The 24,544-nt window shown below is 61.5% G+C and carries 17 protein-coding genes, 1 tRNA gene and 1 pseudogene; 8 read left to right on the top strand and 11 right to left on the bottom strand.

Going from position 1 to position 24,544, the window contains the following annotated elements; genetic code table 11:
• Positions 1-95 precede the first annotated feature (95 nt).
• Positions 96-1,379 carry an ROK family transcriptional regulator gene (locus ACUIAI_RS08705; RefSeq protein WP_445342194.1) on the top strand — a complete coding sequence of 428 codons (1,284 nt, stop codon included), beginning with the start codon at positions 96-98 and terminating at the stop codon, positions 1,377-1,379.
• Between the two features lie 22 nt (positions 1,380-1,401).
• On the opposite strand, the pseudogene ACUIAI_RS08700 reads toward ACUIAI_RS08705, so the two are convergent.
• Both ACUIAI_RS08700 and ACUIAI_RS08695 read right to left on the bottom strand, forming a co-directional pair.
• Positions 1,402-3,602: pseudogene (locus tag ACUIAI_RS08700) on the bottom strand (alpha-galactosidase).
• A gap of 176 nt (positions 3,603-3,778) precedes the next feature.
• Positions 3,779-4,753, bottom strand: a complete 975-nt coding sequence (locus ACUIAI_RS08695) for a ketopantoate reductase family protein (RefSeq protein ID WP_154313705.1) — start codon at positions 4,751-4,753, stop codon at positions 3,779-3,781.
• A 222-nt stretch (positions 4,754-4,975) separates the two neighbouring features.
• Here ACUIAI_RS08695 and ACUIAI_RS08690 point away from each other — a divergent pair, with 222 nt between their 5' ends.
• A complete protein-coding gene (locus ACUIAI_RS08690; protein WP_445342193.1) occupies positions 4,976-5,803 on the top strand; it encodes a sulfite exporter TauE/SafE family protein in 828 nt (275 codons plus the stop codon).
• A 9-nt stretch (positions 5,804-5,812) separates the two neighbouring features.
• On the opposite strand, the gene ACUIAI_RS08685 is transcribed toward ACUIAI_RS08690, so the two are convergent.
• On the bottom strand, positions 5,813-6,241 hold the full coding sequence (locus tag ACUIAI_RS08685) for a nucleoside deaminase (RefSeq protein ID WP_445342858.1): 429 nt from the start codon (positions 6,239-6,241) through the stop codon (positions 5,813-5,815).
• Positions 6,242-6,300: 59 nt separating this feature from the next.
• Positions 6,301-9,087: a cation-translocating P-type ATPase gene (locus tag ACUIAI_RS08680; protein ID WP_445342192.1), complete on the bottom strand. Its 2,787-nt coding sequence runs from the start codon at positions 9,085-9,087 to the stop codon at positions 6,301-6,303.
• Between the two features lie 522 nt (positions 9,088-9,609).
• Between ACUIAI_RS08680 and ACUIAI_RS08675 the strand changes: the two genes are divergently transcribed.
• Complete coding sequence (locus ACUIAI_RS08675; protein WP_445342191.1) at positions 9,610-11,841, top strand: cation:proton antiporter domain-containing protein; 2,232 nt, start codon at positions 9,610-9,612, stop codon at positions 11,839-11,841.
• Between the two features lie 6 nt (positions 11,842-11,847).
• On the opposite strand, the gene ACUIAI_RS08670 is transcribed toward ACUIAI_RS08675, so the two are convergent.
• The 3 genes from ACUIAI_RS08670 to ACUIAI_RS08660 all read right to left on the bottom strand — a co-directional run bounded on the left by ACUIAI_RS08670 (position 11,848) and on the right by ACUIAI_RS08660 (position 13,881).
• A complete protein-coding gene (locus tag ACUIAI_RS08670; protein ID WP_445342190.1) occupies positions 11,848-12,603 on the bottom strand; it encodes an alpha/beta hydrolase in 756 nt (251 codons plus the stop codon).
• 31 nt (positions 12,604-12,634) lie between these two features.
• Positions 12,635-13,444 (bottom strand): hypothetical protein, encoded by an 810-nt coding sequence (locus tag ACUIAI_RS08665; RefSeq protein ID WP_254478193.1) that lies wholly within the window; start codon positions 13,442-13,444, stop codon positions 12,635-12,637.
• Positions 13,445-13,647: 203 nt separating this feature from the next.
• Entirely contained in the window at positions 13,648-13,881 is a 234-nt protein-coding gene (locus ACUIAI_RS08660; protein ID WP_045934889.1) for a DUF2188 domain-containing protein, read from the bottom strand.
• An 801-nt stretch (positions 13,882-14,682) separates the two neighbouring features.
• Between ACUIAI_RS08660 and ACUIAI_RS08655 the strand changes: the two genes are divergently transcribed.
• On the top strand, positions 14,683-15,120 hold the full coding sequence (locus tag ACUIAI_RS08655; RefSeq protein ID WP_445342189.1) for a hypothetical protein: 438 nt from the start codon (positions 14,683-14,685) through the stop codon (positions 15,118-15,120).
• Positions 15,121-15,341: 221 nt separating this feature from the next.
• On the opposite strand, the gene ACUIAI_RS08650 is transcribed toward ACUIAI_RS08655, so the two are convergent.
• Positions 15,342-15,412 (bottom strand) — tRNA-Gly (locus ACUIAI_RS08650).
• Positions 15,413-15,535: 123 nt separating this feature from the next.
• Positions 15,536-16,654, bottom strand: coding sequence for an ROK family transcriptional regulator (locus ACUIAI_RS08645; protein WP_445342188.1), 1,119 nt, complete (start codon positions 16,652-16,654; stop codon positions 15,536-15,538).
• Positions 16,655-16,952: 298 nt separating this feature from the next.
• Here ACUIAI_RS08645 and ACUIAI_RS08640 point away from each other — a divergent pair, with 298 nt between their 5' ends.
• From ACUIAI_RS08640 to nagA, 4 genes are read left to right on the top strand one after another with little or no spacing between them, the layout of a single operon-like run.
• Positions 16,953-18,257 (top strand): AGE family epimerase/isomerase, encoded by a 1,305-nt coding sequence (locus ACUIAI_RS08640; RefSeq protein ID WP_445342187.1) that lies wholly within the window; start codon positions 16,953-16,955, stop codon positions 18,255-18,257.
• Between the two features lie 5 nt (positions 18,258-18,262).
• Positions 18,263-19,369, top strand: a complete 1,107-nt coding sequence (locus ACUIAI_RS08635; RefSeq protein WP_445342186.1) for an ROK family protein — start codon at positions 18,263-18,265, stop codon at positions 19,367-19,369.
• Positions 19,366-20,154 carry a glucosamine-6-phosphate deaminase gene (gene nagB / locus ACUIAI_RS08630; protein WP_445342185.1) on the top strand — a complete coding sequence of 263 codons (789 nt, stop codon included), beginning with the start codon at positions 19,366-19,368 and terminating at the stop codon, positions 20,152-20,154. Before ACUIAI_RS08635 ends, nagB begins: the two co-directional genes overlap by 4 nt.
• Before the next feature lie 14 nt (positions 20,155-20,168).
• Positions 20,169-21,476 (top strand): N-acetylglucosamine-6-phosphate deacetylase, encoded by a 1,308-nt coding sequence (gene nagA, locus ACUIAI_RS08625; RefSeq protein ID WP_445342184.1) that lies wholly within the window; start codon positions 20,169-20,171, stop codon positions 21,474-21,476.
• Positions 21,477-21,496: 20 nt separating this feature from the next.
• Here nagA and ACUIAI_RS08620 read toward each other — a convergent pair whose 3' ends face one another.
• Together ACUIAI_RS08620 and ACUIAI_RS08615 are read right to left on the bottom strand one after the other, a co-directional pair.
• Positions 21,497-22,339, bottom strand: a complete 843-nt coding sequence (locus ACUIAI_RS08620; protein WP_445342183.1) for an ABC transporter ATP-binding protein — start codon at positions 22,337-22,339, stop codon at positions 21,497-21,499.
• Positions 22,340-22,471: 132 nt separating this feature from the next.
• Positions 22,472-24,304, bottom strand: coding sequence for a hypothetical protein (locus ACUIAI_RS08615; protein WP_445342182.1), 1,833 nt, complete (start codon positions 24,302-24,304; stop codon positions 22,472-22,474).
• Between the last annotated feature and the right edge of the window lie 240 nt (positions 24,305-24,544).

Genomic DNA, 24,544 nt, shown 5'->3' with positions numbered 1-24,544 from the left:
GGATATTTCATTCCCAGCCCCGGCGAGTTCCTTTCGTTAAGAAAGTAATTAGGATAGGCTGTTCAGTGTATGGGGTTTGTCCGTGAGGAGGCGCCGTGGCCGACAGAGACAACATGAGATCAAACCAACACGGGGATGATGACCGCTTAGGGGAAGCACGGCCATTCCCGGCCTGGTTCACGGCCTCCAAATACACCCACCGCATCGCCGTTGAGATCCTCCAGCACGGTCCGATCTCCAGAGTGGCTCTGGCGCGTCGATTCAACCTGACCCAGGGCGCAGTATCACGCATTACCAACGATCTGACCCACCGCGGGGTCATCAAAGAAGCAGGCACACTGCTGCAGACAGACAAGGACCCAGGAAGACAGGATGGCCGCAAGCATAGTTCCAGTAGCGTAGGCAGACCGCAGCAGGCCCTGGTCATCCGCCGGGAAGCCAAGACCTTCATTGGCATCAATCTTCACGGTGGCACTGCGCTGGCCACGGCGACGGACCTGACCTGCCGACCAGTCGGCCGGTCCCACAGTCATCACATTCGACAACGAGACCCGGACCAGGTCGTAAGGATGCTGTCAAACCTTACGCAGGATTGCATGTGCGAGATCAACCAGGCCGGACTGCCCAGCCCCTCCGGCCTGGCCATCTCCCTGGGTGGACGAGCGGAGGGAGACAGGGTCGTCACCTATGCCCCCTTCTTGCATTGGAGCGAACCCGTTAATCTTGCAAGCGAGATGGAGAACACATGTGATCTGCCTTGTCTGGTCTTCAATGATCTCGATGCCCTGGCCCTGTACGAAGGATGGTTTGGCGAGGGCATCGGGCTGGACCGGTTCGCTCTGATCACCATGGGATCCGGCATTGGCTATGCCTTAAGCGAGCGCGGCATGCCCGTTTCCTCGCCGGATGAGGGTTTTGGGCTGATCGGCCATCAGCTGGTGGATCCGGATGGGCCGGTCTGCTATCTGGGCCATCGTGGCTGCGCCCAGTGCCTGACTACAGGTTCCCTGGCTGAACAGTACTCGCATGCCATCGGGCAAGCCGCCGGCTTTGACAAGTTGGTCAAAGACCTGGAGGAGGACATGCCGCAGGCGGAGACCCTTCTCAATCTGACCGGTTATCGGCTAGGGGTGTTGATCGCCCTGGTGGCCAACGTGGCCCTGCCCGACAAGGTTCTGGTGGGTGGAGAGACCTCCTATCTGATGAAGAGATGCATCGAATCCGTACGCAAGGGCACGGCCTCATTCCGTCATAGCCAGATGGTCGAGGTCCCCGTGAAGATCATCGACGGCGACTGGCTCCGTTGGGCCCAAGCCCCCGCAGCCAGAGCAATCGCCCGGTATCTGCAGGGTCCCGAAGAGGCCGATAAGCCCGAATGAATCGGGAAACGGCTCGACGGATTCAGATACGGCTCGCCTCAAAGATCACTGCCTCCGCCGGGTGAATGACCGGCGGCCGGATTCCTTGAGCGCCCAAGGCCGCACCCGGGAGGACCGCCCCTTGGGGACGCCACCAGGCCAGAGGGCTTTGTCCGTTGCCAATCCGATCCAGGTCACGGCAGACATCCAAGGGCCTGATCCGGTAATCAGCACTGGGGTCCAGGCCGGGAAGCGCCAGGGGCTGCGGGGGGTAATTGGCCGAAGAAGTCAACTGGGTGAAGCGGTAGAGCGCCTGCGAGCCGTCGGCAGAGACCACCCCGTCCAAGCGGACTGCCGGGTCGGGTACGTCGCCATGTACCACATGACCGGTGTGCAGCATATGCCTCCACTGCTTATAAAGATTGATCCATTGCCTCAACTCATCCAGCTGATCCTGAGGCACGGCAAGCAAGTTCCATTCCACGCCCATATGGCCGAAGAAAGCCATGGCCGCACGCAGACCGAGCGAGGTGGTACGGCCGGTGGAGTGGGCCGGGGAATCACCCACATGTTCACCCATCATCTCCGGCGGCAGCAGCAGGGATGTGTACCGCTGGATGTCGGCCCGCTCGACCGGATCCACGCAGTCCGAGACCCAGACCCTGTCGGCATATTCCAATACGCCCAGATCGATACGGGCGCCCCCTGAAGCGCAGGACTCAATCTCCAAACCGGGATGCCTGGTTTTCAGGCCGCGCATGATTCCATAGACCGCCTCGGTCTGCGCATGCACGGCAGGACGTCCCGACCGGGGAGAGCAGGCCTCGGTCACATAGCGATTGTGATCCCACTTGATGTAGTCGATGCCCATAAGCGCAATGAGTGAGTCCATTGCCTCGAACACATAGGCATAGGCATCGGGGTTGGTCAGATCCATGACCTGCTGGTTGCGGCCCGCTACAGGCAACCGGGAAGCCCCGGGCGAAAGACATTTGAGTCCGGACAGATCATTTCGGGTTCGAACCAGAGGCCGAATTCCATTCCCAACTGATGCACCCTTGCGGCCAGGGCTTCCAGGCTCTTAGGCCCTTCAGGCCATACCTGCCGGTCGATGGACCAGTCCCCCAGCCCGGACTCATCCGAACGCCTGCCCTGGAACCATCCATCATCAACGACAAAGCGCTCCACACCTATACGGGCGGCCTGGTCGGCCAGGGCAGCCAGCTTGTCATAGGACTGGTCGAAGTAGACCGCCTCCCAGGTGTTCAGCGTTACGGGCCTGGGACGTGAGGCCAAGCCAGGATGCAGGGACCGCAGGAAAGCATGGTACCTGTGGGCCGCCTGGTCCAGACCTTTGCCCCGGGAACCATAGAGCCAGGGCGTCGAATATGCCTGCCGGCCGGAATGACCGTCAGCAGGAGGAAGCGTAACCTCCCCGGCCATCAGAATCTCGCCGCCGCCCAGCAATGCGGGAGCTGAAGGAATCCGCTCGGCGCTGAGCAGACCATTACCGCTCCAGCCCAGGTGGACCGCGTATACCTCATCATGCTCGAATCCGAACCCGGGTCGGCCCGCACACATGACTAGGGAGGAATCAAAATCCGGCCGGCCCACCAGGCTTGGACGCTCCAGAAGGCCTACGGTCAAGGGCTGGCGTTGCGGGCTGCGCTCGCGCAGGTGATGACCGGTGGTGGTCAGGATCTCGGTTGCCTCAGTCGGCAAGGGAAAAGCCAGCTCCAAGCCATTGACATCCAGATCTCTGGCCGTATCCAGGTTGAGCAGGTCTGCACGCTGTCTGACGAGACCGGACGAGAGCACTTGGCAATGCCAAGTCAGCCCCACGCCCTGGTCCCGGTCGCAGGCCTGAACCTTCAGCGTCGGAACAGCGGAGTCGTCAGGCCGAATCGGTTCTGTACCCAGATCGACCGATTCCACCTGGAAGCAGCAAAAGACCTCAACACCGCCGCGGCTGATGCGCAGTCGGTGTTGTCCGGTCCACGCCTCGGACTGGGTCGGAAGGATGCTGGGCCAGGCCGTCAGGTCCAGTCCTCCTGAGACCCGCTGCGGGGCCAGAGCGTCGTAGGTTCCCAGAAGGGCCTGAGGATCGGCCACCGGATCGCCCCAGTGAACTATTCGTGGCAGACCCTTCCCCGGCAAAAGGACAGCAAGGGACAGCCCGGACTGCTCCATGTAAACCAACCTGAGAGAGATCCCCAGATTCGATTTGCCTTGATAAGACCCCATCCTTGGGCCACCGCGATGATCCTCCATGACACCTCCGCCATAAGCCCGACGATGCCAGTCGCCGACACTGGATAATTAGGCTCCATGCTAGGGACCCACGGCTAACTTGTCTGGAGGGGCGTGTTTTTCTTACTTGGGAAAGTAATTCATGGAAATCAGCTCAGCGGCCTCTCGCATCACCCCTGATCGGCCTGCTCTTCGTGGTGGACACGGAAGGCCAGCTCGGCCAGATGGACGCCGTGGGTCAGGAACTCCTGGGTCCGGCAGACATAGTCATGCTCGCGGCCCAGGCGCGCCAGATAGCCGTTGATGTAATCCACCTCGGTCGGACGGCCCTTGGACATGTCCTGGTACATGGAGGGGTAGTGGAGCGGGTTGCCCACGCGGCTGACGTAATCCACCTCGTCCAGGGTCTCCTGACGTGTCTGAATCAGCTGCTTGCCGGCCCGCTCGCAGGCGTCATAAGCCTCGTCGATCAGCTGGCGGGACATATCCTTGGCGCCCGGGTAGGAGATGAACTGGCCCATGGTGATCTGATACATGGTGCAGATGGTGTTGACCACCGAGTTGAAGATGATCTTGGCCAGGCAGGTGCCCTCGAAGTTCTCGGTCAGGATGGGGTTGAGGTTGGCGGCCTTGAAGTCCTCGGCCATCCGGCGCTCCAGGTCGGTGGTCTGCTCGGTCATGGCGCACAGGTGCATGGAACCGGCCCCGGACTTACCGATGAAGTCCACGTCGCCCGGCCCGTTGAGGACAGTGCCGATCATGGCCGTGCCGCCGTAGATGCGCTCCTTGGGGAAGTACTTGAGCAGCTTGTCGAAGTGCCCCCAGCCGTTCATGGCCGAGAAGACCACCTGATGGTCGCGGAAGAGCGGTGCGCAACGCTCCAGGACAGCCTCCAGCTGCATCTGCTTGAGCATGACGATCCAGACATCGGGGTCGCCCTTGTAGTCCTCGGGGGTGTAAATGTTGACGGGCACCAAATGCCGATTCTCATGATCGCGGGAAACATAGACGCCCCCCTGGTCATGAACCTTGTCGATATTGGGCATCCAGGTATCCACGAAATCCACCTGCAGGCCGGCCTGCTCCTGTAGCAGCACGCCCAGACGATAGCCCATGGCTCCGGCACCGATGACCGTATAACGCATCGAAACACACCCTCTTTGTTCTCTTGATCAGACGACGCACCTCCGGGGACCGGCCCGGGGGATACCAAGCAGTATGCCGAGACGGCAGAAGGGAACCGAGGCAACGGTCGCATGGTGGACATAAGGACTGGAATACGCCCGGATCTCTGCACCTTGGAGGACTTGGCCGCATACGCGGACATCCTGCCATCCCGATGAAGACGTCGACCTAGGCTGGAACCCATGCAGAAAGAGCAGAGCGGAGCCGGAGGGATGGACCGGCGGACCCTGGCCATCCTGGTCCTGGTGGGCGTGATCAGCGGATTCCTGTCGGGGATGTTCGGCATCGGCGGCGGATCGATCATCGTGCCCGCCCTGGTGTGGACCGGACTGCAGCAACGGCAGGCCTCGGCCACCTCGCTGGCCTCCATGATCCCGATGTCGCTGGCCGGCGTGGCCTCCTACGCCCTGGGCGGGCATGTGGACTGGCTGGCCGCCCTGCTGCTGGCCGTGGGCACGGTCATTGGGGCGCAGATCGGCACCTGGCTGCTGGACCGGCTTCCTGAGGTGATACTCAGGTGGCTCTACGTGGGCTTCCTGATGGCCGTCATTGCCCAACAGTTGCTGTCCACACCCTCCAGGGAGAGCAGCATCCGGCTGAGCCCGGCGGTGGCCTTGATCATTCTGCTGGTCGGCATCCTGATCGGAACCCTGTCAGGGTTGCTGGGCGTTGGGGGCGGAGCCATTGCAGTACCGGCCCTGGCCCTGCTGGGCGCCAGCGATCTAATCGCCAGGGGAACCTCCCTGCTGGCCATCCTGCCCAGTTCATTGTCAGGGACGTTCACCAACCTGCGCCACCACCTGGTCCACGCCGGTCAGGGGCTGCTTCTGGGGATCGTGGCCGCTCTGACCACGCCGGTGGGCACCTGGGCGGCCTCAGGGGTCAGCGCACGGGTGGGCGCCAATCTGTTCGCCGCCTACCTCTGTCTGATTGTTTTGCGCTGCATCTGGGCGGCCCTCCAGGTCACCCCGGCCTTCCAGCGGTACAGGGCCAATCACAACCACAGCTGAAAACGGGACTCAGTCCTGGCGGTGCCGGGCGAAGAAGCCGGCAAGGATCCCGGCGCATGCCTGTTCGCACACACCGCCCAGCACCTCGACCTTCGTCCCGGTGTGCGGGTCACGGGGCAGATCCCAGACCGACCCGCAGGCTCCCATCTTGGGGTCCCAGGCGCCGAAGACCACCCTGCTGAAGTGGCAGGCCATCAGGGCTCCTGCACACATGGGGCAGGGCTCCAGGGTGACGACCATGGTGCACCCAGCCAAATCCCAGCCCGCGTCGGATTTCCCGATGGCCTCCATCTCGGCGTGGGCCAGGGGACGGCCCAGGGCCTGCCGCTGGTTAAAGCCCCGGCCGATGACCCGGTCCGAGGCATCCAAGACCAGGGCGCCCACGGGCACATCCCCCCGGTCTCCGGCTATGCCGGCCAGCCGCAGGGCCTCCTCCATGGGCGCCTTCCACCGTTCTTGCACGGGTTCAGTCTGACAGTCCAGCCCGACAGGTCGGTTCAGTTGATCATGCCCGCGATGCGGCGACGCACATGGCGCAGATGGCCCTTGGGCCGCCCCGACGTGTCGATGCCACGCTTGGCCAGGAAGGCACGGACCATCTTGTCGCCCTCGCTGAAGATCAGAACCGTCAGCCCGATCACCAGGCAGATGAGCCACTGGCTTGCGCTCAAGGGGGCCATGCCCAGTACGCCTGCAACCGGAGCCAGATACATGGCCCCCGCATGGATGCCCAGGGCCACGAACGAGGCCACCAGAAGGAAGGTGTTGTCCAAGGGGTTGAGCTGGAAGATCAGCCTGTTCTCGGACCGGGCCGACATGGCGACGAAGAAGTTGAAGAGGACCAGCAGGGTCAGGGCGATGGTCCGGGCGTGGGCCAGATCCATTCCCGCGTTGATGTTGAGGCGGAAGAGGACCAGGATGCAGGTGGCCATCCAGAGCCCGCAGACGGCCAGTCGCGCCCAGAGCACCCGCGAGAGCAGGCCCTCTCCGGACGAACGTGGGGGCGACTCCAGTTCATCTCCGTTGCCTGGTTCGAATCCCAGGGCGATGTCCTGGACACCGTTGGTCACGAAGTTGATCCAGAGCATCTGCAGGGGCAGGAAGAGCAGGGGCTCCTCGGAGATCACATTGACCCCGACGGCGATCATGGCGGCTGCAGCCGTGGACAGGAGGAAGTAGGCGGATCCGCGGATGGCCTTGAAGATAACCCTCCCCTGGCGCACGGCCTGGGTGATGGTGACGAAGTTGTCGTCGGTCAGGACCACATCGCTTGCCTCCCGGGCCACGTCGGTGCCGGAACGACCCATGGCGATGCCCACCGAGGCGGCCTTCAGGGCCGGGGCGTCGTTGACGCCGTCGCCGGTCACAGCCACCACATGGCCCTCATCCTGCAGGGCCTCCACAATGCGCAGCTTGTCCTGGGGGGAGACGCGGGCGGCGATGGAGGTCTCGCGCAGACGGGCCCGGAGGACCTCGTCGCTCATCTCCAGCATCTCGCTGCCGGTCAGCGCCTGGTCGGTATTCTCAAGGCCCAGTCGGCGGCCTATGGCGGCTGCGGTCACCGGGTGGTCGCCGGTGATCATGACCACACGGATGCCGGCCCCGGCGCAGTCGGCGATGGCCTCGCGCACGCCGGGTCGAGGCGGGTCGAGCATGCCCTCAAGCCCCAGGAATGTCAGATCGTCTGGCCGACGGCGGGAAGCGGGATCCTGGTCAGGGGAAAGGACCCTGCTGGCCACGCCTATGACGCGCAGCCCCTGGGAGCCCATGGCTTCGTAGGACTTGTGGACGGCCTGGGTGTCCAGGGGAACAACCTGGCCATCCGGGTCCAGCATGGTTCGGCTCATGGCCATGACCGCGTCCGGGGCGCCCTTGACGTATTGGGTCAGGGTGCCGTCAGGGCTGCGGCGGATGGTCATGGAGTGGAGCAGCTCCGGCTCGTAGGGGGTCTCCATGACGATAGGAGCCTCCAGGTCTTCGGTGGTCACGGCCCCGGTCTGGTCGGCCAGGCGGGCCATGGCCATATCGACCGCGTCGCCGCTGTATTCGATGCCGCCTTGTTCATTCGGCTGCCGGTGGGCCTCATTGGTCAGAGCCCCGGCCCGGGCAAGTGCGGCCAGACCACGCATACGGTCGTCGTCGGATACAGCCGCTTTGCCCAGGTCCAGGCCCTCGACCGGGACGGGCTGGCCGCCGCCCAGGGTGAACTGTTCCACGGTCATACTGTTCTGGGTCAGTGTGCCGGTCTTGTCCGAGCCGATGACGGTGATGGAACCCAGGGTTTCAACGGCCGGCAGAGAGCGGACGATGGCATGGTATTCGGCCATCCTCGAGACACCCAAGGCCATGGCCACGGTCAGCACGATGGGCAGGGCCTCTGGCATGGAGGCCACCACCAGGGAGACTGCAGACAGGAAGGCCCCGGTGGCGTCGCCATTGAGGATGGCTCCGCCGATGAAGACGAAGATGGCCACCAGGATGACGGCGACGGCGATGCCCACCTCGGTACGGTGGATGATCCGCTGCAGGGGCGTGCGGCCCTTGGCCACTTGGACCAGATCGTTGATTTCGCCCAGCTCGGTGTCCGAGCCGGTGGCCACCACCAGCCCCCGTCCACGGCCGCTGGTGACCATGGTGCCTGAGAAGGCCATGCAGTGCCTGTCGCCCAGGGCTGCATCGCGGTCCACGGGGTCCGTATTCTTCTTGGCATCCTCGCTCTCGCCCGTCAGCATGGCCTCGTCGATGCGCAGGTGGAGGGCTTCGATCAGCCTCAGGTCGGCGGGGATGCGGTCGCCGCTCTCCAGGAGGACCAGATCGCCCGGCACCAGCTGGTCGGCGTCAATCTGCTCCATCCGGCCCTGGCGCACCACCCGCGTGGTGGGGGTGGACAGGGTGGTCAGGGCCTCCACGGCCTTGTCGGCCTTGGACTCCTGCACATAGCCGATGATGGCATTGAGAAAAAGGACCAGGAATATGGCCGCAGCATCCACATAGTGCTGCAGAAAAATGGTGATGATGCCGCAAACCATCAGGACGGCGATCAGGGGGCCGGCGAACTGCTCCAGGAAGAGCTTCCAACGGGGTTTGGCCTGGGCCTCGGCCAGGCTGTTGGGCCCGAAGAGCTCCAGTCGACGTGCGCTCTCCTGCGTATCCAAACCCTGGTCCCCGGTGCGCAGGGTCTCCAGCACAGCCGAGGTCTCCAGGCTATGCCAATCGGTGTCGTCGAAACGCATGTCAGCCCCTGCCGCCGCAGCGTTCTGATTCTTAATGTTTGTAGATGTCATGGATGATGTCATCGGTCAACCTGGCCTTTCCAAACCGGATCGGTCATTTGTCCCCGCATGCGACCCTCTGCAGTCGTTCTTGCAATCTTCCTTCCGGACCGGGGGATGTCCAAAAGCATCGGGGAAACAATAGCGTGCACGCAAGTCCCCGGGGTCAAGAGATGGGGCTCCATGATCAACCGCCGCAAGCGGTGCACCTCTGGGAGGTTCGGAGCCTTCCCGGTTTTCACGAGTATACCGATTGAGCCGGCCTTTTATGCGCTTACGAGGGGTCCTCGGGCCGGATTTTCACAAATGTTCGCCTATCGCGAGCGCAGTCTGTCCACCGTTTTGGCTTGAGGTGTCAACTTAGCGCACATTGTCCATTAATGCTGTTCCTGGATATCCCCATTCCGTATACTGGACTGTGCGACGTCGATCCTCATGCGACCCTGCACTCGGAGATTCCTTCATTGGTCGAACGAACCCTGCTAGTCGGGCCTGCGGCAGCCCGCCCGGGATTGCGTGGCGGAAAGGAAGCCCGTGGAAACATTCATCCTCATTCTGTGCATACTTGCTGCCGTCCTCGTCTCTTCCTTCATCTCCAGGTTCATTCCCCGGATTTCCACCCCCCTGGTCCAGATCGTCCTGGGCGCAGTAATGGCCCTGCTGCCCATTTTCCCGCGGATGCGGCTGGATCCTGAGCTGTTCATGGTCCTGTTCATCGCGCCCCTGCTCTACTACGAGGCCCACACCATCAACAAGGTGGAGCTGCTCAAGGGACTACGATCCTCTCTTTCCCTGGCCATCGGACTGGCCGCCCTGACCATGATCATGGTGGGGGTTATCCTGCATGCCGCCTGGCCCATGTTCCCACTGGCCGCGGCCATGGCCCTGGGCGCCGCCCTGGGGCCCACCGATGCCGTGGCCGTCTCCTCACTAGGGGAGAGCGCCGACCTCACGCCAGACGAACATTCAATCCTTGCCGGCGAATCGCTCTTCAACGACGCCACCGGTGTCATCGGCTTCCAGTTCGCCATCCTGGCTACCGTGACCGGCTCCTTCTCCCTGCCCAAGGCCCTGGGCGAGTTCCTCCTCGAGTTCGTGGGTGGCATCGGCTTCGGCCTGATCATGGGCTTTGTGGTCAACTGGCTCTTTGAGTCGGCCCGCCGCCTGGGCTGGGAAACCACCACTACCCGGATCCTGCTGGAGCTCTTCCTGCCTTTCCTGATTTACATGGTCGGACAGGACATCCTGCATGTGTCCGGAGTCCTGGCCGTGGTCTCCACCGGACTGCTGATCCGCTTCGACCACACCGGAGTAGGACCCAATACCTCCAAGGCCAACATCGTCTCGTCCAGCGTCTGGAAGGTGCTCTCCTTCAGCCTCAACGGTGCGGTCTTCGTCCTTCTGGGCATGCTGCTGCCGGCGGCCATGGGCACCAGCTGGCGAGACCGGCGGGTCAGCAACTGGATGCTGGTAGCCACCATCATCGTGGTCTGCCTGACCGTGATCGTGCTGCGCTTCCTCTGGACAGCCAGCGTCCTGATCTTCACCAAGGATCGTGGAACCGGCAGCAGGCCACGGATCACATCCAAGCTCCTGAGATCGGCAGCCGTCATGACCTTCGGCGGCCCCAAGGGAACCATCACCCTCTCCCTGGCCCTGACCATCCCCTATATGACCGATGACGGTTCTGCCTTCCCCATGCGCAGCGAGCTGATCTTCGTGGCCGCCGGGGTCATCATCGTCACCCTGGTGCTTGCCAACTTCGCCCTGCCCCTGCTGGCTCCCTCACAGAGCAGCGAGGTGCCGGCCCAACAGGTCGAAAAATCCATCAAGGTGCTCAGGGGCACGGTCCGTGAGCTCTCCAGCAGGATTACAGACGAGAACCGGCTGGCCATCCAGCAGGTGATCAAGCAGTACAACCACCGCATCGCCAAGCTCAAGTCGCAGATCGGCCAGTACTCCCCCAAGGACTTCCAGGACCTGCAGGTGCAGACCATGGAGTGGGAGCAGGACTACATGGAGGAGCGGCTCAGCCGGATCGAAGAGGCCCAGGATCAGCTGGAGGAGCGGCTCAGGAACGAGGACGCGGGCATAGAACAGGCACCTGCATCAACGCAGTCTGCCACCGGGGACGAGACCGAGGCCGGGACCAGCACCGAGGCCGAGACCGTAGCCGACAGGGATGCCGACGCCCAGCTGATCGACCGGCGCAGCGAGCGCGGAGACGACCAGGACGAATTGCTGAATCTGCGCAGCCAGGAACAGGCCGCCCGCAGGATCCTGTCCACCATATCCGGGTCCCTCTTCCACCTGGACAGGGGCGGTGAGCTCCGCTGGAGGGCCTACACGGCTCGCAGACGACTCAGGGGCCTGCTGCACAGCCAGTTCCACCGACTGAAGCACCTGGCCCAGCCGATCGACAAGGACCGGGTCTACGTGGCAGGACGCCATCTGCAGGCGGAGATGAACCACTTCCTGATCGAAAAGCTCTACTCCGAGCTGGGCAAGGGCCGTTTCAAGACCGAGGACCTGCTGAACACCATCATCAACCACCAGATGATTGAATCCTCGGCGGAGGGAAAGGCCGAATACGCGGGGATACCTGCCGTCAGGGATCAGGTGGAGGAGGCCAAGCGCGAGGGCTACGCCATCGAGCTGAGCCAGATCCAGGACATGGTCGAATCCGGGGAGATCTCACGCACGACGGCCAGGAAGATGCGCCGCAACGTCTACGTCATGCAGGTCGACTCCGACTCGGCCCTCTGAGCCGATCTACATAAGGCCCGAGGTCACATCGATCTCGCCCAGCCACTGACGAAGGTCGTTCATCTCGCGCATGTCGACGGCATGTTCCAGGTGATCGTACTCGGTGGTGTGTAGCCATACGTGCTCATCCAGCCAGGCGGCCAGGGCGCGGAATTCGTACTTGGGCACCGTGGTGTCATCCGAACCGAAGCCCAGAAAGACCGGCTTGTTCAAGCCCGCCAGGCGTTCATCCGCAGGAGCGGTGCCGGGCACCAGGCCCGGGGCCAGGAACCCGGACAGGCATATGGAGGCCCGGTAGCGCTCTGGGTTGACCCGAAGCAGATGAACAGCCAGCATGGCCCCCTGGGAGAAGCCCATGGCCACCACAGGTCGGTCCTCGGGGATGTTGGCTGAAACCCATGCGTCCACAGCCCGGGCCGCTGCATAGCCATCCCGATCCAGGTCCTCCTGCTCGGGACGCATATCGTGAAACCAGGTGTAGCCGGGGCCGAACATGCCGCGCTCGCTGCCTGGCACCACCATGGGCGCCCGCAGGGATGCGTAGTCGTTGTAGGGGGCCACGTAACGCATCAGGTCGGCCATGTCCTCCTCGTTGGAGCCCCAGCCGTGCATGAGTACAAAAATGGGCCGCGAGGGATTGCCCGTGCCCTGCTTGCGGGACCAACGGACCTGCTCGACTTTGAGCTCCTGCCCAAAGCGTCCGGGCACCACCGGAGAGGGCCGACCCACCAATCCGCCGTTATCCTTTTGTGCTTGATTCATATCTGCCACGATAGTCGACCGGCCCGGCCATTCAATGCTGACTTATGAGTGGCTCGGCCTGGCCACCCCACTGGCTCTGCAGTCCGGTCACCTGGGCCTTGCTGCCCACCACCATCCAACGCTTGCCGGTCAGCAACCATAGATCCTGGGGCTGCAACCCGCCTCCATAGCGGGAGATCAGGTCAGGCACGCGAGCGCGGATAGGCCCTTTGGCCAAGGAGGCCGCTGAATCGTTGTCAAAGACCACGTAGGCCATGGTCGTATCCGTGCAATACCGGGCTTGGGAGATGCCCACATACCCGTCCAAGCCGATGTCATGCCAACCTGAAGCGCACTGGCCAGCAGCCTTATCAATACCGTTGGTCATGGCCTGAGGCGAGCTGATGGGCGCTTCGTCACGCGCAGGAGCCTTGATGATGCCCTTGGGGGAAGAATTGGCAATAAGCAGGCCTGCCACTGTCAAGAGCATTCCGCAAATCAAAAGAATAATGCCCGCCGAGCCTACCGATGGCCGGTTCGGGACTGGTCCGGAGTGACGGGCTATGACGACCAGGATTATGGTCAACAGTGCAAAGGCGACAGAGACACCCACCCAGGCCGAAATGCCCACCTGACCTATGACCCCCAGCCTGGAGGGGGCTATGGCATGGGCCAACAAGGCCGCGCCCGCAAGAGCTGAGACCAGTCCTGTGACTGCCGCAAACCGACTCCAGATGTTGGCATGGGCTATCTGAATAGGACGCTCGTCCATACCGGGGTGGGGAGGGTAGGAGGCTGGCAGACCCTCGTCATACCCGCTGTCCGCCAGCCGCTGATCCAGCTGGTTGAATCCATCGGCCATCGACTTCGCCACCTTTCACGGTTGGTTTCAGTCTATGGGGGCGGACACATACAGACCAGCGACGGCGACCAATGCTTCACCATCCCAACATCCTGCCGGGATGATAGATGGGCATATTGGAAGCACATCGTTGCTTATCACCGCGACATTCGGCACGTGCACGGGCCCGATTACGGTGAAAGGTCACAGAGCCCAGTTGGAGCTCAGCCCTTGATGTCTCGAGGATCCTTCTTGCCTATAGTGCGCTTGTCGCGGATTTTGTTGCCGCCCTTGTTATGGATGTTGACCTCGCCGCCGCCGGACCGGTCCGCAAAGACCTTGGCCTGCTTGGTGGCCTCCGCCTTGGTGGCGAAGGTGCGGGAGACGCGTGAGGCCCCGGCCCGCTTGACTGTCCAAAGATCGCGATCCCCGTCGTATTGCACGTGATAATCAGCCATGATGGCCGTCCTTTCCATACTTCCCTGTACCCCCTCATCTTCCACTGCCCGATCTAAGGCACCGTGCTTCGACACTCCAGAATTTCCAGGAATATTGTTCATCAATGATGGCGCTAAGAGAGGCTTTCCGCACTGTTGCCGGGCTTGCAACTTTTAGATCAGGTATTGAAGATTCGATTATGGGCAAGAGAATAAAAATGACCAGAGCAAATTACTACGAGGTGATTTAAGTGGAACGAAACTACTGATGTTGAGTTACCTACTTGGATACAGGATCTGGGTTGGATGCATATTCAGGCAAGGTGGACACATCTCCATTAACCTTGAGATTCTAGAGGTTTGAGCAGAGTCCTGTTTGCAACGATAGGCGCGATTGGTTCGCCGATGCGGAAAGCAGCGTGCCCAGGAGCCACCAAGTGTTGGTAATAGCTTCGAGGAAGCGCTCCATCAGCTGGTCAGTAGGCGTCACGTCGGCATAGTCGCGGATTGAGTTGACTGGCACCACGTCCTTAATCTCATGTCAACAAGCCAAGCTGCGATATAACTTCCTCACATTGGATGTGGCGAGCAAAAGCCCGCGCATACGCCTCAATCAGACGTGGAAACACAAACAAGGCCACGCCATGATTCGTGCCGTCTTTTGCTATAGTCGCCCACCTTGCAGATCGCACGGTTAAACCTTTCACAGATGAGAAACTCTTCAGTGAAAACTGGTGGTCAAGCGGAACAGGATTAACAGGGAATGTGAGGAAGCGTCCGCAAGTGGCTCTTCATACCTACAGATGCTGTAGCCTTGCCGCTATGGCATGCAGGGGGCGGAAAGCGGATACAACAGGCGAGGATACGGAGAAGACCGACCTTCGCCGCACGGTCCACGTACCCGCTCATGCCGACCTTGTCCTATGGTTTCTAGGCCTGGTTCTGTTGCTGCCAATGAGCTGGGGCTGGTATAGCAAAATTCCCATTCAGTTCTTTATGGCATTCCCGTATGCCGTTGATTTTGCCTCGGACACTTGGGTGAACAGGATAATTGCGACCACCATTGTGGGGCTTGTCTGCTGGCTGATAAGCGGCATTGTCCATATAGTTGCCTTGTATAAACGGAAGTCGCGCAAAGCCCGGAAATGGTGGAATGTCGTCACAAAAATCCTGCTTGTCTTAGTGACGTTGATCGTCTTGCTGCATAGTCTGGCTGGGGTACTGTTCCTCTCGATAGACGTCAGCGATATTCCCCTGTGAGTAAACGCTGATGCTGACGCTCGCTCACCGCCTATAGGCCGACCAGTTTCATTTAACGATATGGATGCGCAAAGAACGCGGCATATGCTCAGTTGGGGTATCTGCTTTATCCTCGTTAAGCTGCTAGTCAGTACCAGATGCGCACAAGAGTTTATCCTCGCCAAAGCTGATATCTTCCCAAACCCAGATGTCAGTGCCATTAGCGATTTTCTGAGAAGGAGAGCGGGCGACGGGAATCGGACCCGCCTCTGAAGCTTGGGAAGCTTCCATTCTACCAATGAACTACGCCCGCAAATGCGACTACCGGACTCAGACCTCGGCCAACCGCATGCGAGTCACCATGGTAGCAGGTCTCGGCGATGTGCGCGAATCACCAGCTCTGGGCACAGTTGCGAGATAGGTATTCAATCCACTTTCAGACAGTGCCGTCGGGCTCGATCAGATCGGCCACCACTGTGGAGCAGGCTCCAAGCAAGGCTGCATCCTCACCCAGGGCCGAACGGTCAACTACCAAAGGCCGACGGAAATCAGTGGCCAGGGCATCGTTCATGGTCTTCTCCATGGCGCTCAGGAAGATGCGGTTGACCACTCTGGAGTCGCCCAAGACAGCCACGCGAGGAATGTCCATAAGGCCGGCAGGCATGGTCAGAACACGACCAAGCAGTTCGCCAGCACGGCGCAAAATGCTGGCCAGATTGTCGGGATCCCGGTCCATCGCAGCAGTCAGCTTGGGAACGCTAATCAGCGATTCCAGGCAACCGCGCTTACCGCAACGGCACTGAGGACCGGTGGGATCCACCACCACATGGCCGATCTCGCCGGCCGCACGATTGCAGCCGGTCACAAGCTCGCCGGAAACCAGCAACCCTGCCCCAACTCCGTCGCCCAGATGGACCAGCAATAGGTCGGACTGGCCTGAGCCAAACTGCTGCTCGGCCAGTACCTCGTTGTTGGCGTCGTTGTTGACCGTCACCTCCAGGCCTGTCTTCTCATGCAGATAGCCGCGAAGGTCGGTCTGAACCCAGCCCAGGTTGGTGGCATCATCCACCACGCCTTCGGCACTGACGATGCCGGGACTGGATACGCCGATACCCATGATGGGATGGGCTGCACGTTGCATCAATGAATCGGTCAGCTCTCCCACCAGGTCCAGGGGGATCTTGCCGTCAGCAGTCAGCGGGATCTCCTCACGCCCCACCACCTGCCCGGTCAGGTTGAGCACCGCTCCCCTGAAAACGTAGGGCGTGGAAAGGTCCAGGGCCAAGATACTGCGCCCGTCAGGATTGATGCGCAGCAGCCGTCCCCGCTTGCCCGGCCCAGTGGATTTGCTATAACCCACCTCCATGATCAGATGCTCGCCCAGCAGCTCGGCCACGATGTCTGATATGGCGACCCTGGTCAACCCTGAGGCGCGGGCCAGATCAGCTCTGGTCATACTGACATCGGGGTAGAGCAGCCTGAGCAGGACGGCTCGGTTGTGATGCCGCACCGACTTGGGCAGCGCCTTGGACAGGTTGCCGGTATTGCTGGTCATGATTCGCCTGACGATAGATAATGCGGGAACGGGGACCCGCCATGGGGATTGGGCCTTGAACCCCGTAATCATGCCCATCCATACTTGCTCCTTGTATTGTAAACTTCCTTGCTCGGTCAGGTCCAGACCTCGTCATTGCGGCACCAAAGTCGTTTGATTTCATGATTGAGCACTAGCATCGCGAACAAGACCATTGGGGCAACCAGTAAAAAGTTCAGTTTCCTAACAATTACGTGTTAGGCTATGAACAGATACCAGAAACAGCTGCATCCCCTCGCTGAGCAAAGGAGCGATCGCCATGACCACGACACCGAACCATTCGGGAGTATCATCGTCCGCCATAAATCCCCGATACCTGCTGGGCAACGAAGCTAACCGTATCTTCATGGCCTCACAAACTTATGGCTTCCTGGACTTCGGGCGCGGGTTCCCCACCGAGCAGGGCGGCGCCGGCTGGCTCAATGACGACGGCAGCATCGATCCCGAGCAGGGAATCCAGACCTGGATCACCTGCCGGATGACCCACGTCTACGCCATCGGCAGCCTCCTGGGCTACCCGGGAGCATCGGAGCTGGTCCACCGCGGCGTCCAGGCCCTTCAAGGCAACCTGCACGATAACGAACACGGCGGCTGGTACCCCTCGGTCTCCTGGCAGGGCCAGCCCGAGAGCGGCAAGACCTGCTACACCCACGCCTTCGTGGTCCTGGCTGCCTCCTCGGCCATGCTGGCCGGCGACTCCGATGGACAAGCCCTGCTGGATCAGGCGCTGGAGATCTTCAACCGCTACTTCTGGGATGACGATAAGGGCCTGGCCGTCGACACATGGGACAGCGGCTTCACCCGGTTGGACCCCTACCGGGGGCTCAACGCCAACATGCACAGCACCGAGGCCTTCCTGGCTGTGGCCGATGCCACTGGTAAAGAGAACTACCGCGAACGCGCCGGCCGCATCATCGACCAGGTCATCGGCTGGGCAAAGAACAACCAGTGGCGTATACCTGAGCATTTCAACAGCGACTGGCAGGCCGACCTGGACTACAACCAGGACAACAAGGCCGACCAGTTCAAGCCTTACGGGGCAACGCCGGGCCATGGAATCGAATGGTCCAGGCTGATCACTCAGTACGCCCTAAGCAGGTTCGATCAGGAGGCCGACCGTCGCCCCTACATCGAGGCAGCCGAGCACCTGTTCGCCAGGGCTGTGGAAGATGGCTGGGCCGCTGACGGGGCCGAGGGCCTGGTTTACACCACGGACTGGCAAGGCCGCCCGGTAGTCCACGACCGCATGCACTGGACCCTGGCCGAGGCCCTGAACACCTCGTCCACCCTCTACGCAGCCACCGGCAAGGCCACCTACGCTGACTGGTACGCCACCTTCTGCAGCTACGTAGACCACTACCTGATTGACCACAAGGGCGGATCCTGGTGGCATCAGCTGGATGCCGACAACCATGTCATCGGCACGGTCTGGCCCGGCAAGTCCGACCTCTATCACGCCTTCCAATCCACTCTGATTCCCTACAACGACCCGGCGGTCTCCATCACTACGGCCATCAAGAAGGCCTGCGGACAGGGACGGGCGGACCAGGACCAGGCCCGCTGAAATCCATGACAGCATCGACCCCGCATCCCGAGGCGGATACAGATAGCGCCCAGGCCGGTCCGATCAGCCTAGGAATTGACATCGGCGGCACCAAGATCGAGGGCGTGGCCATGGACGGCGGCAAGCACCTGCTGGCCTGCCATCGAATCCCTACGCGCGAGGGCAACCAAGCGGTTCATGACGACACGGTGACACTTATCCGGCACCTGCTGGATCGAGTGGGCCCGAACCAGGGTCCGGCCACCATAGGTCTGGGCATCCCGGGGCGGGTGGATGCCAACCGGGGAATAGTGGATGACGCAGTCAACCTGGGCATCCGCCACATGGCTCTGGGCCCTGCCGTTGCCAAGACGACCGGCCTGCCCGTCCGCGTCGAGAACGATGTCAACATCGCTGCCCTGGGGGCCGCCTCGCAGGATGGCGACACCCTGGTGGCCCCTGGGACCACACCCCACTCCGTGGCCGCCCGGAACCAGGCACGACGCCCTGCATCAGAGCCTGGGCGTGACGGACCCAGGGCCCTGCCCGACCAGGACGACCACGTAGTGGCCTTCATCAACCTAGGCACTGGTCTGGCTGCGGGCATCATCCGTGAGGGTCGGATCGAACATGGAGCCAGCGGGGCAATCGGCGAAATTGGCCACATCGCAGTGGATGCCCACCAGTTCCCCTGCAAGTGCGGCCAGTGTGGCTGTCTGGAGACCGTGGCCTCAGGTTCGGCAGTGGAAGCCCTTTGGCCGGGAATCGCCCACCCCCTGCCTGACCTGATTGCCCAGGCAAGCAAGGGGAACCAGCACGCCCAGGAAGTCCAGGACATCATCGGCCATGGCATTGCCTTGGCTGTCCAGATCGTGGCGCTGACTATCGATCCCGCTGTCATCATCTTGGGCGGCGGCATGAGCAAAACCGGCCAGCCCCTGCTGGATCTGGTCACCGAGCATCTGAATAAAAGCGCGGCTTGCAGCCACTTCATCGCCTCGCTGAGTCTGCCTGACCGGCTGCGTCTGGCCCCAACCGACCTGCCCATCGCAGCCATCGGCGCCGCCCTGGCAGGACGCATGGCCGCTGGTAGTCACTCATCTGACTTTATAGGAAAGGAAATCGCATCATGACCGAAATCATCATCGTCAAGTCTCAAGAGGAAGCCGGCGAAATCTATGCCCGCTGCACAGCCGACCTGATCCGGCGCAAGCCTGACTGCGTGCTGGGTCTGGCCACGGGGTCCAGCCCTCTGGCAGCATACAAGGCGCTAGCCGATCTGGTCCACAAGGAGGGGATCGACGTCTCACAGGTGCGTGGCTTCGCCCTGGATGAGTACGCGGGGCTGGATCCGGCCCACCCCCAGTCCTACCGTTCCACCATCGACCGGACCGTGGTCGAGCCTCTGGGCCTGGACCCCGCCAAGGTGAGAGTGCCCAATGGGAACCTGGACACCATCAAGGACGCTGGCCGCGTGTACGACCAGGCAATCAAGGATGCCGGCGGCGTCGACCTGCAGATCCTGGGCATCGGCACCGACGGACACATCGGCTTCAACGAGCCTGGATCCTCCCTGGCTTCGGGCACCCGCATCAAGACACTGACCGAGCAGACCCGCATCGACAATGCCCGATTCTTCGATAATGACATGGATCAGGTGCCCACCCACTGCATCACCCAGGGCATCGGGACCATCCTCAAAGCACGCCAGCTGGTCCTCCTGGCCTTCGGTGCCGGTAAGGCAGAAGCCGTGGCCGAGAGCGTAGAGGGCGGCATATCGTCCTTCTGCCCGGCCTCCGCCCTCCAGATGCACCCCCACGCCACTGTGATCGTGGACGAGGCCGCCGCCTCCCGCCTGCGCAACCGCGACTACTACAAGTGGGCATACGCCAACAAGCCTGACTGGCAGTCCATCTAGAAGGCAAACCAAACATGTCCAAGGAAGCATACGAGTCGGCGGGGCTCGCGGTCGAGTCATCCCTCCATGGGCCGGCCCATCCCCTTGTTCTGACCGGCGCAAGGCTGATAGATGCCCGAGGAATCAGGGAAGACAGCTGGATTTTGACCTTAGAGGGCAGGATTGAGCAGGTCGGGCAAGGCAGGAAGAGCTTGGAATCCGCTCTGAGGGCCGCTGGTCTGTCCAGCCTGCCCCCCTCCTTCCAGCCTGGATCCGATAGCCATGACGTGAATGCAAACGACGTGGAGTTCATCGATGCAACCGGCTTCATCCTCACCCCCGGATTCATCGACATCCACTCCCACGGGGGCTGGGTTCACTCATTTGACGACGGGGATGAGGCCATTCGCACTGCCAGAGCCTGCCATATGGTCCATGGAACCACCAGGCAGGTGCTCAGCCTGATCACCAACCCGGTCGACACGATGTGCACCAACCTACGTTCGGTCAGACGTGTCATGGACTCCAGACCCGACGTACTGGGCGCCCACTTGGAGGGGCCCTTCATCGCCCTCTCCCGTAAGGGGGCGCACGATCCCAAGTGCCTGCGCGACCCCGAACCGGCGGTTCTCGACAGCCTCCTGGAGGCCGCCGACGGTTGCATACGCCAAGTGACTCTGGCCCCCGAGCGCGACCATGGCTACGAGGCCATATCCCGCCTGGCCGAGTCCGGTGTGATGCCTGCGGTCGGCCATTGCGATGCCGACTATGACCATACTCGCCGCGCGTTCGATGCCGGCGCGCGCATACTCACTCATGTTTTCAACGCCATGAACGGCATTCACCACCGTCAGCCAGGACCTATTCCGGCCGCTGTGGAGGACCCCCGGGTCACGGCTGAGATGATCAATGACGGTTTCCATGTGCAGGACCCCTGCGTCGACCTGGCCTTCAGGCTCTTCCCCCATCGAATAGCCCTGGTCACCGATGCTATGGAGGCTACCGGCTGCGAGGACGGCGCCTACAAGCTGGGTTCCCTGGACGTAACAGTGAAGGGCGGCCACGCCCGCTTGACCTCCAACGGGGCCATCGCCGGCTCAACCCTGACCCTGGATGTGGCAGTCGGCAGAGCTATCCAGGCCATCGGCCTGCCAGCCCCCCAGGCCGTGGAAGCCGCCACGCTGACACCTGCCCGGGCCCTGGGACTGGACCGCTCCAACCCGATCACCGGTGCTCCGCTGGGTCTGCTGGCACCCGGCTATGCGGCCGACCTCCTCCTCCTGAACCCGGCTGACTGGTCCGTCAAAACCGTGGTCTGTAACGGGCACAGAATTCAGCTTTGAATCGACCTCAGCGGCTCCTCCTACTCCGACCCGGACAGAAGGAGCCGCTCTATATCCTCTTGATCCATATGGGGATAGGAACCGCAAATCCTCCCATCCTGCATATACAGAATTCTGTCGGCCCTGGAAGCCACCCTGGCATCATGGGTGACCAGAAGGCTGGCCTTGAGTCCCGCACTCATGGCTGCTTGGATGGCATCAAGGGTGTCCTCACGGGCTCTGGGATCCAGATTGCCGGTGGGCTCATCCGCGAAGAGAACCTGCGCATCCATGATCATGGCCCGAGCGATGGCCACCCGCTGCTGTTGACCTCCTGACAGCTCGCCCACCTTTCGCCTCATTACACCGGTCGGCAGGTCCACACAGGCCAGAGCCCGACGTACAGCACCATCATCGGTGGCTGAACCATTCAAGGACCGCGGCAGGATGATATTCTCGGCGACCGTCAAAGAATCGACCAGCATGTAATCCTGAAAAATGAAGGCGAATTCGGTCCTGCGAAGCCTTGCCCGGCGAAAATCCGGCTGCCGAGCAATATCCCGATGCTCATACCAGATCTGACCTCGCAAGGGGGTCAGGATGCCGGCAAGCAGCTTGAGCACAGTGGACTTCCCGCATCCCGAGGGTCCAATCAGGGCCGTAATACAGCCATCTTGCAGTTCTATATTGACTGGCCCGATTTGAGATGCCGGCCCATTCCTGTCATACGACTTTCCCAGCAGACGATGCCTGCGTCGTCCATTTTCCGAGTAGTCGTAGCAAACGGACCTGGCCCGCAAGACCGTACCGCCACCATCCGGGCCCACACCCTGGGCAGTTACCTGAGATTTTCTTGCATCCCATCCATCATGTCCTGTTTCCATACATCCCTCCTTCTCACGCCCAGCCTTCTTACACGCAATTTTCAAAACATCCGCTCACAACCGCCGAATGTAAGACTCCGTCTCATTTCATGGCGCTCTCACTTATTTCCAGTCCACCACAGGCTGCTTTGCTCATCCCTGACAGACCAGACGAACATAGGAAATCATGTGGGCGACCAGGGCCACCAGCCCCATCGCCAGGACCACCGCCAGAAGCAGACCCAGCTGCCCAGCGGGACAGTAAAAGGAGATACCTCCATAGAGTTCGACTGACTGCGGGTGAGAGCAGAGGTTGACAACCAGGAGCGAACCGGCGCAGGCCAGCAGGAAGGCCGGCAAGACTTCGCTCAGGTACCTTAACGTCCCACTGCATCCGTACCGCCAGACTCCCAAATCAAGAAGGACGGCCACGGCCCTGGTCCTACGCCTCTCCTCAACCATGGTGAAGATCAGCGACAGGACGCCCACGGCACATATGACCAAGACCGGGTAGACGATGACGGCCATTTCCTTCATCCCCTCCCCTCCGGTCTGTGCATAGATCTTGCCAGTCGGCAGATTCGCCACCCATGCTTCAGCCGTCTGGTCAACGACCCCTGTCGGCACCTCCCGGCCACCCACCTGTGACGAAACCAGAGCCAGGGGAGTGCGCCCGCCCCAACGTTCATATCCGGTCTTCCATGCATTTCGGGAGGTAGAAGTAGATAGATGCGAGGGGATGAAGTACTGACCCATTCCACCCGGCAGGTCAGCTATAGCCGCAATCCGACTCCGTCGAGCTGGTCCGTTCCCATCATCAATACAGACCGGCGCGCCGAGGGACAGACCCGCACCCACCTCCGGACTGGAAGCCACCACCCCATCGAGCCCGTCCAATCCTGTACTATCCCGCGCAGGATGCAGGGCTGCCGACGGAAAAATCCGACTCAAATCGCCATCTATTTGAAGGCGTGAGGCACCACGATAGTAGGAGGCGGCCCGGCGTATTTGCCGGTCGCATCCCGCACCGTCCTTTGCCATAGGCACTACGGTGGCAGGAGCCAGAATAAGAGGATCAGTATCGCGCGACCGAACATAGGCAGCCCAATGATCCAGGGCCCCTCGGTCACTGCCGACCGGGCTGATCACAGACCCTCCTGCCAGAGCCGTGGTCAGAGAGGCGCGCGCATTGGCATCGCTGTATCCCAAGAAGCCGAAAAGTCCGCAGGCAACTGCGGTGGCGACGACCACCATCGTGAAGAGCGAGGCCGCCCTAGTGGTCTCCTGATTGCGCAAAGCCAAGGTGACCACAGGACCTTTTGGGTAACCCGCCATGATGACCCCCGCTGCTCGGTTCAATAGGGGTCTGCCCACTCTTATCAAGGCCCATGCCAAGAGAGGAATCAAAAAGATGCCCATACCGCCGGCGGCCGCTCCAGTCCCCTTTAGGTAGATCATCATGCAAGTCGCAAGGACCACCAGGAGCATGGCAGCAGTAGACAGGGCGCGGTACCGTCTCCCGGAAGAGCGGGGCATGGACTGCAAATCGGGCCGAGCTCGGATGACCCTCACTGCAGCCAATATGGCGCCCAGACATTGGCACAAAACGGAAAGCAGGACCGTCATAAGAATGGAGGAGAGGTTTGGCAGGATGCCATGCTCCGGCAAAAGCATGTCCAGCCGTGCCATGGCAGGCCTTGCCAGAGGCTTCATCAGCTCGCCCAGAGCCACGCCAATGAGGCCTGAGAAGGCAGCCATGAGACCTTGGACGGCCAGTATCGAGCCCAGGAGCCGACAGGGGGAGGCGCCCAGCAGACGGATGCGCATGAGCCTGTCCCATTGAGCAGTGAAGGCATGGTCGCTGATGGTCTTGGAAACGGAAGCTGAAGACGTCAGAAAGATGGCTACCATGACTACCGGAGTGGTCGAATCGGCACCCTCTCCTCCCCGGACCATAGCCTCAAGAACCAGGAGAATCAAGGCCATGGGACAGGCTCCAGCCAGAATGTTCAGGATTTGCAGGCCGCGGTTTCCCCTCCACAAGGAATTCACCAGGCGGATGTACCCGATCCTAATACTCCGCCCCTCAGCCCCTTCCGTTCCGGGTCCTTTCCTTTCACCGCCTATTGCTGCCCATTGCATAGGGCCAAGCTATATCGACGGATAGTGGAGATGCTACCGACAGATGTCACCATCAGGAGGACAAATGTCACTGCGTCCGCTGCA

Source organism: Bifidobacterium sp. ESL0827 (assembly GCF_052606685.1).
Note: the sequence above shows the minus strand (reverse complement) of the source record. Positions and strands in the feature narration are given on the sequence as shown.